The following is a 12,921-nucleotide window of genomic DNA, read 5'->3' on the forward strand; positions in this document are numbered from 1 at the left end:
CCGGGGAATCAGGCCGCGACGAGCTCCTGCTCGCGGTCCGGCGTCTTGACCTTGGGCTGCTTGTTCGGCAGCGAGAGCCGGAAGACCTTGCGCCACGCGGAGAACACCTGCTTGGGCAGCGGCCCGGTGACGTACTCCAGCTCGTACTTCTCGAACAGCGCGCGCACCTTCAGCGCGACCTCGGCGTACCGGTTGCTCGGCAGGTCAGGGAACAGGTGGTGCTCGATCTGGTGCGACAGGTTGCCGGTCATGAAGTGCATGGCCTTGCTGCCGCTGATGTTCGCCGAACCCATCATCTGGCGCAGGTACCACTGGCCGCGCGTTTCGTCCTTGATCGACCGGCGCTCGAAGACCTGTACGCCCTCGGGGAAGTGCCCGCACATGATCACCGAGTGGGACCAGATGTTGCGGACCAGGTTGGCGGTGAACGTGGCGGCGAGCGTGGTGAGGAACGACGGGCCCGACAGCAGCGGGTGGATCACGTAGTCCTTGAGCACCTGTTTGCGGATCTTGCGGCCCACGGCCCTGGCCCGCGCGCGGAACTCCGGGTTGTTGCGGCGGCGCTTGTGCAGGTTCTTGGCGAGCTCGAGGTCGTACGCTGCGATGCCGTACTCGAAGAAGCAGGCGTTGATGAAGTTCCACAGGGGCTGGCCGAGGTGGAACGGGTGCCATTTCTGGTCCTCGTCGACGCGCATGATGCCGTAGCCGAGGTCGTTGTCCTTGCCGATCACGTTGGTGTACGCGTGGTGCAGCTCGTTGTGCGAGTGCTTCCACTGCTCGGCCGGCGAGACGTGATCCCAGTCCCAGGTGGTGGAGTGGATCTTCGGGTCCCGCATCCAGTCCCACTGGCCGTGCAGGATGTTGTGGCCGATCTCCATGTTGTCCATGATCTTCGCCACGGACAGACCGGCGGTGCCGATCAGCCACGCGGGCGGGAAGATCGAGAACAGCAGCACGCCCCTGCTGACCAGCTCGAGCTTGCGCTGCGCCGCGATGACCCTGCGGATGTAGGCGGCGTCATCCGCGCCGCGACTGGCGATCACCTCGTCGCGGATCGCGTCCAGCTCGCGGCCGAGCTCCTCGATCTGCTCCGCGGTCAGGTGGGCGGTGGGGTCGATGGCGGTCAAGGTGCTCCTACCGTTCGATGTCGCAGGGGCCCGCCGCGGCGGACACGCAGGTCTGGATGAGGACGCCCGGCTCGGCTTCGGTGATCTCACCGGTGCGCAGGTCGCGCACGGCGCCTGCCTTGAGCGGCGTGACGCAGCCGAAGCAGATGCCCATGCGGCACCCGGACGGCATGAGCACGCCAGCCTCCTCGCCGATGTCCAGCAGCGGCGTGGCGCCGTCCGCGTCGACGGTCTTGCCGGTGGTGCTGAACGTGACCTCGCCACCGTCGCCGGCGACGACGATGCTGGGGCGGAAACGTTCGGTGTGCAGGCGCTCCGGGACGCCGTGATCGGTCCAGTGAGCCTCGGCGGCGTCGAGCAGGCCCGCGGGGCCGCAAGCCCAGGTCTCGCGCTCGGCCCAGTCGGGCACGAGTTCGTCGAGACGGGCGATGTCGAGCATGCCGTCCGTGTCGGTGTGCAGCTCGGTGAGACGCAGCTTCTTGTCCGCGACCAGGTCGTGCAGGTCGTTGCGGAAGATCACGTCCTGCGGCTGTGGCGCGGAGTGGATCATGACGACGTCGTCGAACTCGCTGTCGCGCAGCATGCCCATCACCGGCGTGATGCCGCTGCCGGCCGTCAGGTAGAGCACCTTGGCGGGCTTGGCCTCCGGCAGCACGAAGTCACCGCTCGCCTGGTCGAGCTGGATCAGCGTGCCCGGTTTCGCCCTGCGGACCAGGTGATTGCTGACCTTGCCGTCCGGGATCGCCTTCACGGTGATCGTGATGCGGCCGTCCTGGCGGTTCGTCGGTGAGGTGAGCGAGTAGGCACGCCACAGGCGCACGCCGTCGACGTCGACCCCGATCCGTACGTACTGACCGGCCGCGTGACCGCGCCAGCCCCGTCCCGGCCTGATCACGAGGGTCGCGGCGTCACCCGTCTCGGGGTGCACGGCCTCGATGCGCCCACGCAGGTCAGCGCCCGCACGCAGCGGGCTGACCAGGTCGAGGTAGTCCGACGGCAGCAGCGGCGTCGTGACCATCTCCAGCAGTTTCCACGCCCCACTGCGGAGGGCTGCACTCGTCATGACTCCAGCTTGATGCGCCTCAGGGCGTAAAGTCCTGTCCGCAGGACGTGAAACTGGTCGGCAGAATTGTGCGCAGGGAACAAGACATGAGCCATGCAGTCCGGAGGGCCACCGAACTGGCCCTCGATGAGACGACGGTCACCGCACTTCGGGCGGCGCTGAAGGCCACCGCCGACGAGGTCGTCCAGGCGATCATCGACGAGGTCCCTTCCTACGCCAACGCCCTCTCGGGCCGCATGGGCGGCACCATCCGCCGAGCCGTACGCACCGCCCTGGCGCACTACCTGGACCTCGCGAGCGGGAACGCCACGGCCGGCGACGGCGGGGACGCGGCCTACGAGCTGGGCCGCGGCGAGGTGCGCGACGGCCGCTCGATGGACGCTCTGCTCAGCGCCTACCGCGTCGGCGCCCGCGTGGCCTGGCGATGCCTGGCCGCGGGCGCCGTACCTGCGGGGCTGCCCGCCGCCGAGGTCGCCAAGTTCGCCGAGCTGACCTTCGCCCACATCGACGAGCTCTCCGCCGCGAGCGCCGCGGGCCACGCCGACGAACTGGCGGCCCGGGGCCGGGCTCATGAGCGCCACCTGGAACAACTGGTCCGCGACCTCCTCGCCGACGCGAGCCCGGACGTGCTGCGGGCCTCCGTTCAACGGGCCGGGTGGCAGCCTCCCGTTTCGCTGACCGCGGTCCTGCTGCCTGCCGCCCAGGCCCGGCCCGCCTACCGCGCGCTCGACCCGAGCACCCTCGTCCTCGACGATCTGCCGGACGCCCTCGGCGTGCTGCTCGTCCCCGACGCCGACCGGTCACATCTCCTGAGACAGCTGACCGACCGCACCGCCGTCGTCGGTCCGTCCCGGCCATGGACCCGTGCGTCCGCCTCCTACGCACGAGCCGTCCGCGCGCGCTCCCTCTCCTCTGATATCCGCGACACCGAGGACCACCTGCCCGAGCTGGTGCTGAGCGCCGACGTGGACGCGTTCGCGGACCTGCGTGCCCGCGCCCTCGCACCGTTGCAGCCCTTGCCCGTCGCGACCGCGCGGCGGCTGGAGGAGACACTGCGGGCCTGGCTCCTGCACCACGGCAGGCGGAACGAGGTGGCGGCGGCGTTGTTCGTCCATCCCCAGACCGTCCGGTACCGGATGTCGCAACTGCGGGAGCTGTTCCCGGACCTCGAGTCGCCGCAACGTGTCCTCGAACTGACGCTCGCGGTCGGCCTTCGGGCCGCCTGACGCGGCCTTCGGCCCTCCACGACTGCGTCCGCTCAGGCGTTCCTGATCGCAGACTGTGGTGGCGACGGGGCGGGGAGCCTCGAACCGTTGAGCCTCCCCGCCGGCACCGAATTGCTCGAAGCTCGATGCTTGGCGCTTGGTGCTCCTTCTTGGCCGAAGCCACTACGGCGCCGACGCCCGCGGCGGCTGCCAGGGCGCCGCTCACCTTCGCGCCCGCCATCGAGCCGAAATGCGGCCGGGGTCGCCATCGGTCCCCGTCAGGCACGTGTTGGCGGGCAAGACCCCCACGGTCGAGCTGCTCGAGGGGCCGGACTTACTTCCCGGTCCCGGTCCGTCGCCCAGGCGCTGGAGCTGTGCGGGCTTGCGCGCCGCGCGGACGTGCTGGTCCAGAACCTCTCGGGCGGGGAACGGCGCCGCCTGGATCTGGCCGTGGCCACGCTGTCGCAGCCCGATCTGCTCCTTCTCGACGAGCCGACCGCAGGAATGGACCCCGAAGGCCGACACGCGACATGGCAGCTGATCGGGGACCTGAGGGAACAGGGGGCCACGATCGTGCTCACCACGCACTACCTGGAGGAGGCGGAGTCGCTGGCGGACCATCTGGCGATCATGCACCGGGGCCGGATCGCGGCCGCCGGCACCGTCTCGGAGATCGTCGCCGGTCGTCCGTCCACGCTGCCCTTCGGCCTCGACAGCCGGTGGACGCCGTCCGATCTGCCGTTCGACGGCCTCGGCCCGGTCCGGGAGGGGCGGGGCGGACGGGTGACGTTGACGACCAACCGGTTGCAGAAGGACGCCACCCGACTCCTGAACTGGGCCGAGGAGCACGACCTGGTGCTGGATCAGTTCACCGCGCGGCCCGCGAGCCTCGAAGAGGCCTTCATCGGCATCGCCGGCGACCACGGCACCCGGGACGAGGAGGAGGAGACAACGGCAGCATGCACGGGCTGACGATGCGACACATGAAGGTCCTCTTCCGCACGGAGTGGAAGCTGTTCCACCGGATCAAGGCCAACTACATCTTCGTGGTCTTCGTGCCGCTGATGATCCTCATGGCGATGTCGTTCGTACACGACCAGATGGACCTCGGGCAACACGGCCTGGACGCGGGCCCGGTGATGGTGGCGACGGCTGCCGGAATCCTCCTGAACCCGTACTCCGACAGTTCTTGAGTAGCTCTCAAGGATCGTCTCGAGATCCCGTTCAGCCGAAAGGCTGGGCGGGATCTCGGCGTTTGTGGGGTGTGTTCGAGGTGATGTCCGAACGCGGGCGGGGCCTCGAGACGCTGTCTGGCGGAGGATCGGCCTGGGGTTCGGGGTGGTTCGGGTGCGCGAGGGGCGTCGGAGCTGCTGCTGGGCGTGCTCGAGCCCGTCACGTGATGCCGGGGCGTCAGAAGCTCGTGTTGACCATCAGCGGCGGCTAGGGCGGGGAGAGCCCGTTCGTGGTGATGGCGGCTGGAGCTGCTTCCGTGAGCTCCGCGATCACATCGGCAAGATTCCCGTTGGCTGTGGTGCCGGTGGTCTGGTCCCAGCTGAAGAGCATCTGCAGGTTGGCGCTGCAGACCATCAGGGCGAGCAGGATGGTCTGCGCGACACGGCCGTGGGCGAGCCGCTTGCTCGGGTCGGCGATGTTGACGCCGTGGCTCTTGAGCCTCCCGTTCGCCCCTTCGATGTTCGCCCGTTCGGGCCGGTAGGCGTCCTGCCAGCTGGGGTGGAGGTAGTGCCGGTCCTGGCGGAACTTGTCGCGCTTGCCGAGGTCGCCGGGCCGGACCGTGATCGTCGGCTTCTGGCAGATCCGCGGCAGTTCCTCCTCGGGCAGGGCTCGCAGGCGTTCGGCCTGGGGGATGGGCACGGTGGGTTTGGCCGCGGACTCCTTGAGGCGCAGGTAATACGGCTCGCGGGCGGCGATCTGCTCGCGGAGCACGGTGTCGTCGTCGATGCCGCGTACGGCTTTGTCGCTGAGGTCGAAGGTCGCCTGGGCGAGGGCGGTGGGCATGGCGGGGCAGGCGAGGGATCCGTCGACGAGCAGGGCGCCTTCGTGAGTGCCCTGGATGCCCCGGTTCTCTCGCTTGTAGTCGAGGACGAGCTGGTAGCCGAGGCGTCTTGCGGGCTGGGCGAAGTGTGTGGAGACCTGGTCGGTGTAGGCGCGGTCGGACGCCAGGATCCCGGTGGGGAAGCTGAACGGGGCCAGAGCCGTCAGGGAGTGGATCGCGTTCGGGCCGATCCGCTTGCCGGGGCTGTCCAGGACAAGGCCGAGCACGAGCTGCGGGTGCCGGCTGACGCGCTCTCCGGCTTGAGGGTGGCCGGCCGGGTGCCTGCGGCTGGCAGCGACGAGGAGCGTGGCGGAGTGCCCGAAGATCCCTTCGTCGGAGCCGCCGCAGTAGTGCCAGCCGGCGGTGATCTCGACGGACGCGAGACCGCGATGCTCGCTGGGTTCGTGGTGCCAGGCGGGAACCGGGGTGGTGTCGACGCCGATATCGCCCTGCCAGCCCTTGAACAGGCCCCGGCGGTGAGCGAGGCGGACCGCGATCAGGACCAGGCGGTCACTGATCTCCTGCAGCAGGGCCCGGCGGCGTACTCGTTCGGTATCGGTGTCCTCCCAGGCCGAGACCGCGACCATGGCCTCGTCGGCGGGCAGCCGACGGCGGCGGTCGCAGCGGAAGGGGTCCAGCGCGGTGGTCAGCCGGTCGAAGGACCGGTAGACGCAACGGGTGAACGCGTGCCGTCCGTGAGCGTCGAGCGAGTCGGGATCCGGAATCCCCAGCCAGCCCCGGGCAGGAGCCCGCAGCTCGTCCAGGAGAACGCGGCAGACATCCGCGAGGCTCGCGCTGCGGTGGTAGTGCAGAGACAGCAGCAGGCCCACCAGCACGGTCCGCACCGGCAGGCCCTTCGGTCCGGGCCGCCCTGCCAGCTCGGCGTCGATCAGCTCGAGCACACCAGTGCCGTGCAGGAGAGCGTTGAGCTGGCCGACTTTGGAGTCCGGGATCTCGAACGGCGCGTCGGTGACTGGCCGTGGCCGGCACTTCCTGATCTTCTCCGGACTCCGCCAGGCCCGCGGCTTGGTCACCGATCCGGTCCGCGCAGGAGCCGTGCGGCGGTGGCGTCATCGATGGGAGGGACGAGGTGCTGCCAGCGTGCCAGGGAGGCGGCCGAGGCGAGCCCGGCCGCCTGTGCGATCAGATGGTGATCGATGTGGGCTCGCATCAGCTCGACGATCCACGTCGCCCGCAACCGGCCCACCGACACCGTCGGCAGGCCATCCGGGGGCAGGTGGGTGAGGGACCAGGAGCCGATCAGGTTCTTTGCGTACTCGGTGGTCCGACGCGGGCGGAACAAGTACCTGCGCCCGGCCTGGTCTGCGAGTTCTCCCAGGACGGTGTCCCAGGCGGCGCGGGCGACGAGCGGAACCAGGCGGTCGACGGCGGTGTGCAAGAGCGGGCCGTTCCCACGCAGACGCTGCAGATCGGCGCCCCGGCTCGCCGCTACCTCCTTCGGCATGAGGCCGAGACCGGCCCCCAGGCCCATCAGCGCGAGCGCATCAGTCTTCTGCTGGCGGGGCAGATGAGCGGCCCAGTGCCGAAGACCCGCCAACTCGGCTGCCGTATAAGGCTGATACGTGTTCGCCTCGGCATGCATCCGGGCCGGAGCAGCCTCCCCGCGCTCACTCCATGCCAGAGCATCCCGAACCCTCAGCAACCAGGTCCGATACGTCCGCACCGACGACCCTTCGATGTCGCCGGCGCGCGAGAGGACGAACGCGTCGATGACCTCGTTGCGCAACCACGCATCCGCAGACCGCTCCAGTCCGCTCGCTTCGGCCCACAGCGCCAGACGCCCGGTGACGTGCAGCAACTGCTCCACGTCGTAGGGGACCGCAGTCACGGTGGCGGCGACCACGGACCGCACCAGCGGCGCGACCTCCGCCCAGAGCGGGGGCGCCTCCCGGGGCCGGTACCGGGTGATCTTCGCGGACGTGTCGGGATCAAGGACCACGGTCCATGCATACCGGCTGGACAAGCAGCCATTCCACAGCTGATCAACTACAACAGACAAGGTGGTGCGCGCATGGTTGGCGGACGCGCCCGCGCACGCTCCCCCCGGCAGTTCACCCAGGACCCGGAAGCCTGGCCCGAGCAGGTCATCGCCGATCCGGCCGCCGAAGCGGTCCGCCAGATCGCCCGAACCCTCGCCCAGGCCCTCGATCGCCTCGGGCTGAGCCTGCGGGCGGCCGCGGCCGGCTCCGGAGTCAACCGGCAGGCCATCGCCGACCTGCTGGCCGGACGGTCCTGGCCCGACGTGGCAACCATTGCCCGCCTGGCTCACTTCACCGGTATCGCGCTGTGGCCGGACAGCATCAATATCGAACGGAACAGAACGCATTGAGCCTCGATCCGTGCCCGGAAACACCAAACAGCGAACGGGCATGACGAACTTCGTGGCTCCCGACGCCGAGCGGAGAATGCCTCTACTACGCTCGGACATGCGGAAGCCACCCCTGCTGGGCGGTCACGCAACCCGGCACCGCCGAGCTGAACCCTCGGCGGTGCCACCCTTGGATGCCGCGCGCTCGCGGCATGGCTCACACCAGTACGGAACCTCCCTGCTCGTTCCTGGTGGCCGGGGCGATCGCGAACCAGCCCGTGGGGTCCTCTACCACCCGGCCTTCCCTGATCAGCGCCTTCAACCGGGACCGCGTCGTCTCCGTCCTCCGACCGTTCGAGGTATCCGAGATGTCCTCGCCGATCGCCGCGGCGATGTCCTGTGCCTTCATCGCCCGCCCGGCCCCTGCCAGCAGCACCAGCATTCGCTCGCGGGCCACCGACAACTCGAGCGGCTTCGATGCGACCGACGGATCACGGGGATTGGTTACAACCCCGGGCGCCGCTCCGGGCACCGACCCGTCCACGAGGTCCCCGCCGTCACCTGGGTCCTGCTCCTGTGACTGAAGTTCGGCGCTGTCATCGGCCTGGCCGGCATGGCCTGTCAGGGAGAGCAGGGTCTCCCGTGTGATCGTCAGGTGGGCCAGCCGTTCCTCCGCCGTCGCGATCTTCTCGCGAAGTGAAGACAACTCCCCTCGGACGATGGCTTCTTCCGTGTCCAGACGCTCGAAGAGCGACGTCATCGCAGCCCTGCCTTCACCCAGCCGGCATCGGGGCCTCGCGGCACTGGAAGCCCCAGCCAAACGTAGGGCGAGCCGCAACAAGATCGCAGAGGGTGACCGCAGATGCTCCCAAACGACCGCCCTCGCCCGCCTCGGGTCCGCACCCCTGCGCTGAAAGACCACTCCTGCCCGCCCCGTAGGCTCACCCCATGCCGATCGAGGACAGCCCGCAGAACACCGTCAAGCACTGGCAGGACTGCACGGACGTGTACGACTTCCTCGAGCAGATCCGCCTCCGCCCCGGCATGTGGCTGCCGGGTCACTCACTGCGTCATCTGGAAGCGCTCCTCACCGGCTACCGCGTCGCACTGGGCGTGCACGCGATCGACGAGCCCTTCGATTTCTGGCCCGAAGAGCGTTTCACGCAATGGCTTCACGAAAGTCGCGGGACATCCAGTTCACTCGGCTGGGCTGCCGAAATCGAACGCACCACACCTGCGGACTCCAACCCGGTCGAGGAGTTCTTCCGACTGCTGGACGATTACCGCCGCCACGTCGCCTCGAAGCCAACGCCGAGAGCGCCGAAGGCCGGCTTCCCCGGCATCGAGTACATGGGCAACACGTTCGTCACCCTCTTCTGGCGCCAGCGACTTCTCAACCAGGCTGTGCAGCGTCTCGAAGATCGCGACTTCCGCATCGTCCGGCTGGCGGCGGGCCAATGGACCACGGAGCAGGACATGCACCGCGCCATCGCCGCCGCCCTGCGCTTCCCCGACTACTACGGCCACAACCTTGACGCGCTCAACGACTGCCTCGGCGATGTCGCCGGCTACGGCCCCTACGACGACTCAGCGGAAGGCGCGGGACTGGTCCTCGCCTTCACCGACTACGACCGATTCGCAGGTGCCTGCCCCCGGGCCGCGCAAGTCGTACTCGACATCATCGCCGACCGAGCCCGACGGGCGGCCGTACTTCAGCGCCGGCTGATCTGCCTGGTCCACAGCAACGACCCCGACATCCAATTCGACCCGGTCGGTGCCATGCCCGTCATGTGGAACAGCGACGAATGGCTGGACGCCAACCGCCGAGGCTAGGCAGCCGATTTTCGTCACTCTGCTGCAGCGTCCCAGGCGGCGGTGACACACCCCTCCTCCCAGTGCCACCACCCCGATGCCTCACCGTGTTCCAAGAGCTTGCGGATCTGCGGCAGGTTCGCCTCAGGTGGGACGTCCAAGGCCACCATCCGGTACCGCTCGATCCCCTCGCCCGTCGTGCCGAGGCGGTGGAAGACCTCCAGCACGCTCTGCCGGGCAGCCGCTGAGCCGTCGTCCTTGAGCACGATCAGCCGGATCGTGCAGTTCTGAGACGGACGGACCGTATCCCCGGCCCAGAGAACACCGTCGCCATCGAGCTCCGCCTTGATGACGTCCCCGCTGGCGACTCCACGGACGAACCACGGGGTGTTGTCCAACCGCACTGTGCCGTCGCCGAGGTCCACCGCCCACAGGCTCTCGACACTCGCCGGCGGCCACCCGTCCTCGTCTATGTCCATCCGGAAGTGGACCTTCACATGGTCGCTACTGATGCTCGTCACCGCACCATCTTCCTCGCTGGACCGCAGTCGCCCACTCCTCATCTCTGCTTCCGAGGGGGGAGGCTCGCGTGGGCTCTCCAGAACTCAGCGTCCCGTGGCCCGGCAAGCCCCTGGACGAACCGACCTGCCACAGTCTCGAAAGCGTCAGCCAGCGAAGTCGCGCCGACGATAGTCCGTTCGACGGGGTCGATGTAGTGGGCGTTATGGTTCACCTCGCACCAGCAGGCCACGCTGATGGCTGACCAGACATTGAGAAGGCCCTCCTTTGTCCACTCCACGTCGAGTGAGACCTCAAGCCAGTCACTGCCTTCGTCGTAGAGGGAGACCTCAGCCAACAAGATCTCCGGTGTGCCGGTCACAGACCGTCCCGGGAACGTGACGTGCTGCGGGAACCACTCCCAGACCTGGGGTTTCCCCGATATCTGGACGCCGTCGATGTCTGCTGCTGAACGCCGAAGGCGGCCGAGATCGGCGACGCTGGCGTCTGGGAAGAGAGCCTCCAGGGGCACGGCATCGAAGGTCCCGCTTGGCGTATTCATGAGCCTGAGCATGAGGATCAGCTGGTTGAGGGGCAAGGCCCGCAGCACCCCTTGACTACAGTCGTGGCCGTGACCGAACCCCTGTCGAGCGAGACCCTGAAGGATTTCCTGAGCACCATACGAGCCGGCGAAGTTCGCACTGGCCGAGTCATCAGCGTCGAGGACCGGGAGGCGCTCGTCGAACTGGACGGGTTCTCTGGTCCAGGGCAAGCGCTGGGACGTATCCCTCGCGGCGATCTGACCCGCAAGGCCATTGGGCACCCGTCCGAAGCCGTGAGCATCGGGCAGCGGCTCACCTTCGAAGTGATAGCCGTCGACTGGCAGCAGCAGTGCGTCTGGGCGTCGGCCTCAGCGTGTGAGGACCCGGCCCTGCGAGCATTCCTTCTTGGTCTGCGGCGCGGTGCAACCCATGAGGGTCGGGTGCAGAGCGTCCACAACTTCGGCGTGTTCGTGAACCTCGACGGCGAACCGGACAATCAGGGCACCGGGTTCATCAGAGGCCCCGAACTAAGCTGGCGGCGGATCGACCATCCCGCCGACGCCGTCACGGCCGGCCAGCAGGTCATCGGCGAGATCATCGACGTGGACACCCGGCGTGGACAGGTTCAGCTGTCGCTGAAAGCCCTCCAAGAGGACCCGCTCGTTCCCTTCGCGGACCGGGCAGGCATGGTCACGGCCGGGCAGGTCACCAAGCTGATTCCGTTCGGAGCCTTCGTCCGCATCGCCGACGGCGTCGAGGGCCTCGTGCACAACACCGAATTCCTTGACGAGCCCGTCGAGCACCCCGGCCAGATCGTCAGTGAGGGCGACGAGATCACAGTACGGATCGTCGAGGTCGACCTTGTACGCCGCCGCGTCACCCTTTCCGCCAGAAATCTGCCGCAGAATGGGAAACGATCTCTCCTGTGACGGCCTGCTCAGGCAGTCGCTTCACCTCTGATGCTGACGATGCGATCAGGTCGGCCGAGCCCGCTGGTCTGGATCCAACCCCGACCGTGCACGTGGCCAGCATCGATCAGGCCCTTTGCTTGCCCCGACGGAGCCAGCGTCTGGTTATAGCTCTGGACCAGCCCCTCCTCGGTGTCCGCGAACAAGTAGCGGGTCGCGTAGACCTGGCCGCTGTGTTCCCACTCGTGGCGAACAATCGGCTTCCGCAAGAGGGTCTCGAACCATGTGGCGGTGCGTTCAGCCAGTTCCTGCGGTGACCCGACCGCCTCCATCGCCAGGCTCGTCGGCTGGTCCGGGAGGAAGTAGAGCTGATTGTGGAGGCGGTCGCCGCGGACGCTGGAACCAACCAGGTGCACACCGATATCGATCAGAGACACCCTGCGGTGCTTATCGCTCAGCCCTACGAAGGCCAGGAGTGATGAATCGTCCTCGGGGCGACCGACCCAGCTGTGGGCATAAGGGACATCCCATGAGCTGGCCTGCTCGCGGAGAGCTGTCGCGAAGGCGAGCTCGGCAGCATCGAAGCCGAACTCATCGTCAGGGTCATCTATCTCGAACCACGGATTCCCAAGCACGATGATCACAGTAGGACAGGCGGTCGACAGCATTCACCCGGCAATGGGAAACGATCACATGTCAAACGGGAAGCGATCTACGGACGGCCTCTGTCAGCACTGATCAGAGCTACTCGTGAACACCCCGTACTCCTGGCAAGACGAAGACCGGTCACTCCTGGCCCATGAGTCGCTGCGCGTCGTGGTGGCGGCCGAGGTGGTTGTAGGTGATGGCGAGGTTGGCGCGTGCTCGGTGGGTGTCGGGGTGGTCGTCGCCGAGGAGGCGGACGCGTGCTTGAAGGACTTGTTCCTCCAGCTGGAGCGCGTCGTGGTGGCGGCCGAGGTGGTGGTACGCGCCAGCGAGGTTCGCGCGGGCGCTGTGGGTCCCCAGGTCGTCGTCGCCTTCGATGCGGATGTGATCGGCGAGGACCTGTTCGCACAGGGGGAGGGCGCCGTGGTGGCGGCCGAGATGCCTGTAGGTGGCGGCCAGGTTGTTGCGTGCCAGGCGGGTGTCGGGGTCGTCATCGCCGAGGATGCGGGTGCGGGCTTCCAGGACCTGTTCGCACAGGGGGAGGGCCTCGTCGTGGCGTCCGAGACGGTTATAGGTGACAGCGAGGTTGCCGCGGGCCTGCAGAGTCTCGAAGGCGGTGTCGCCCGAGATGCGGATGTGCGCTTCTAGGCCGTGTTTTAGATCGGGGTTCCGGTCCACGCCTTGCGCTGTGATGATCATGGTGTGGGGCGTGGGGATCTTTCTGATGAGCAGTGGTCGG

Annotated in this window: 15 protein-coding genes; 6 read left to right on the top strand and 9 right to left on the bottom strand. The window is 68.0% G+C overall.

Going from position 1 to position 12,921, the window contains the following annotated elements; all coding sequences use genetic code 11:
- Positions 1-8: 8 nt before the first annotated feature.
- Both ACWF9Z_RS33555 and ACWF9Z_RS33560 read right to left on the bottom strand, forming a co-directional pair.
- Positions 9-1,127: a fatty acid desaturase family protein gene (locus tag ACWF9Z_RS33555; RefSeq protein WP_453608824.1), complete on the bottom strand. Its 1,119-nt coding sequence runs from the start codon at positions 1,125-1,127 to the stop codon at positions 9-11.
- Positions 1,128-1,134: 7 nt separating this feature from the next.
- Positions 1,135-2,190 (bottom strand): ferredoxin reductase, encoded by a 1,056-nt coding sequence (locus tag ACWF9Z_RS33560; protein WP_453608827.1) that lies wholly within the window; start codon positions 2,188-2,190, stop codon positions 1,135-1,137.
- Between the two features lie 86 nt (positions 2,191-2,276).
- Here ACWF9Z_RS33560 and ACWF9Z_RS33565 point away from each other — a divergent pair, with 86 nt between their 5' ends.
- The 3 genes from ACWF9Z_RS33565 to ACWF9Z_RS33575 all read left to right on the top strand — a co-directional run bounded on the left by ACWF9Z_RS33565 (position 2,277) and on the right by ACWF9Z_RS33575 (position 4,588).
- On the top strand, positions 2,277-3,416 hold the full coding sequence (locus ACWF9Z_RS33565; RefSeq protein WP_453608830.1) for a PucR family transcriptional regulator: 1,140 nt from the start codon (positions 2,277-2,279) through the stop codon (positions 3,414-3,416).
- A gap of 129 nt (positions 3,417-3,545) precedes the next feature.
- Positions 3,546-4,367, top strand: a complete 822-nt coding sequence (locus ACWF9Z_RS33570) for an ATP-binding cassette domain-containing protein (protein ID WP_453608862.1) — start codon at positions 3,546-3,548, stop codon at positions 4,365-4,367.
- Positions 4,355-4,588, top strand: a complete 234-nt coding sequence (locus ACWF9Z_RS33575; protein WP_453608832.1) for a hypothetical protein — start codon at positions 4,355-4,357, stop codon at positions 4,586-4,588. The genes ACWF9Z_RS33570 and ACWF9Z_RS33575 overlap by 13 nt, the downstream gene beginning before the upstream one ends.
- 247 nt (positions 4,589-4,835) lie before the next feature.
- Here the strand turns inward: ACWF9Z_RS33575 and ACWF9Z_RS33580 are convergent, their stop codons facing one another.
- The gene (locus tag ACWF9Z_RS33580; protein ID WP_453608835.1) at positions 4,836-6,482 is read right to left on the bottom strand and encodes a hypothetical protein; all 1,647 of its coding nucleotides are present in this window, start codon (positions 6,480-6,482) and stop codon (positions 4,836-4,838) included.
- Positions 6,479-7,408: a hypothetical protein gene (locus tag ACWF9Z_RS33585; protein ID WP_453608837.1), complete on the bottom strand. Its 930-nt coding sequence runs from the start codon at positions 7,406-7,408 to the stop codon at positions 6,479-6,481. The genes ACWF9Z_RS33580 and ACWF9Z_RS33585 overlap by 4 nt, the downstream gene beginning before the upstream one ends.
- 72 nt (positions 7,409-7,480) lie before the next feature.
- On the opposite strand from ACWF9Z_RS33585, the gene ACWF9Z_RS33590 reads away from it, so the two are divergent.
- Positions 7,481-7,798: a helix-turn-helix domain-containing protein gene (locus ACWF9Z_RS33590; RefSeq protein WP_449486078.1), complete on the top strand. Its 318-nt coding sequence runs from the start codon at positions 7,481-7,483 to the stop codon at positions 7,796-7,798.
- A gap of 196 nt (positions 7,799-7,994) precedes the next feature.
- On the opposite strand, the gene ACWF9Z_RS33595 is transcribed toward ACWF9Z_RS33590, so the two are convergent.
- Positions 7,995-8,537 (bottom strand): hypothetical protein, encoded by a 543-nt coding sequence (locus ACWF9Z_RS33595; RefSeq protein WP_453608839.1) that lies wholly within the window; start codon positions 8,535-8,537, stop codon positions 7,995-7,997.
- A gap of 188 nt (positions 8,538-8,725) precedes the next feature.
- Between ACWF9Z_RS33595 and ACWF9Z_RS33600 the strand changes: the two genes are divergently transcribed.
- Positions 8,726-9,610, top strand: coding sequence for a barstar family protein (locus ACWF9Z_RS33600; protein WP_453608842.1), 885 nt, complete (start codon positions 8,726-8,728; stop codon positions 9,608-9,610).
- A gap of 14 nt (positions 9,611-9,624) precedes the next feature.
- Here ACWF9Z_RS33600 and ACWF9Z_RS33605 read toward each other — a convergent pair whose 3' ends face one another.
- Both ACWF9Z_RS33605 and ACWF9Z_RS33610 read right to left on the bottom strand, forming a co-directional pair.
- The gene (locus tag ACWF9Z_RS33605; protein WP_453608844.1) at positions 9,625-10,110 is read right to left on the bottom strand and encodes a DUF4265 domain-containing protein; all 486 of its coding nucleotides are present in this window, start codon (positions 10,108-10,110) and stop codon (positions 9,625-9,627) included.
- Positions 10,111-10,148: 38 nt separating this feature from the next.
- A complete protein-coding gene (locus tag ACWF9Z_RS33610; protein ID WP_453608847.1) occupies positions 10,149-10,685 on the bottom strand; it encodes a hypothetical protein in 537 nt (178 codons plus the stop codon).
- 33 nt (positions 10,686-10,718) lie between these two features.
- Here ACWF9Z_RS33610 and ACWF9Z_RS33615 point away from each other — a divergent pair, with 33 nt between their 5' ends.
- The gene (locus tag ACWF9Z_RS33615; protein WP_453608849.1) at positions 10,719-11,558 is read left to right on the top strand and encodes a S1 RNA-binding domain-containing protein; all 840 of its coding nucleotides are present in this window, start codon (positions 10,719-10,721) and stop codon (positions 11,556-11,558) included.
- A gap of 8 nt (positions 11,559-11,566) precedes the next feature.
- Here the strand turns inward: ACWF9Z_RS33615 and ACWF9Z_RS33620 are convergent, their stop codons facing one another.
- Both ACWF9Z_RS33620 and ACWF9Z_RS33625 read right to left on the bottom strand, forming a co-directional pair.
- Positions 11,567-12,181 carry a hypothetical protein gene (locus ACWF9Z_RS33620; RefSeq protein WP_453608852.1) on the bottom strand — a complete coding sequence of 205 codons (615 nt, stop codon included), beginning with the start codon at positions 12,179-12,181 and terminating at the stop codon, positions 11,567-11,569.
- Between the two features lie 142 nt (positions 12,182-12,323).
- A partial coding sequence (locus tag ACWF9Z_RS33625; protein ID WP_453608855.1) for a tetratricopeptide repeat protein occupies positions 12,324-12,921 on the bottom strand: 598 nt, incomplete at its 5' end.

Source organism: Streptomyces sp. NPDC054961, from assembly GCF_053609145.1.

Excerpts from the sequence above, each read along its gene's own strand:
- ACWF9Z_RS33560 (WP_453608827.1), bottom strand. The coding sequence starts at position 2,190 with ATGACGAGTGCAGCCCTCCGCAGTGGGGCGTGGAAACTGCTGGAGATG.
- ACWF9Z_RS33565 (WP_453608830.1), top strand. The coding sequence starts at position 2,277 with ATGAGCCATGCAGTCCGGAGGGCCACCGAACTGGCCCTCGATGAGACG.
- ACWF9Z_RS33575 (WP_453608832.1), top strand. The coding sequence starts at position 4,355 with ATGCACGGGCTGACGATGCGACACATGAAGGTCCTCTTCCGCACGGAG.
- ACWF9Z_RS33590 (WP_449486078.1), top strand. The coding sequence starts at position 7,481 with ATGGTTGGCGGACGCGCCCGCGCACGCTCCCCCCGGCAGTTCACCCAG.
- ACWF9Z_RS33595 (WP_453608839.1), bottom strand. The coding sequence starts at position 8,537 with ATGACGTCGCTCTTCGAGCGTCTGGACACGGAAGAAGCCATCGTCCGA.
- ACWF9Z_RS33600 (WP_453608842.1), top strand. The coding sequence starts at position 8,726 with ATGCCGATCGAGGACAGCCCGCAGAACACCGTCAAGCACTGGCAGGAC.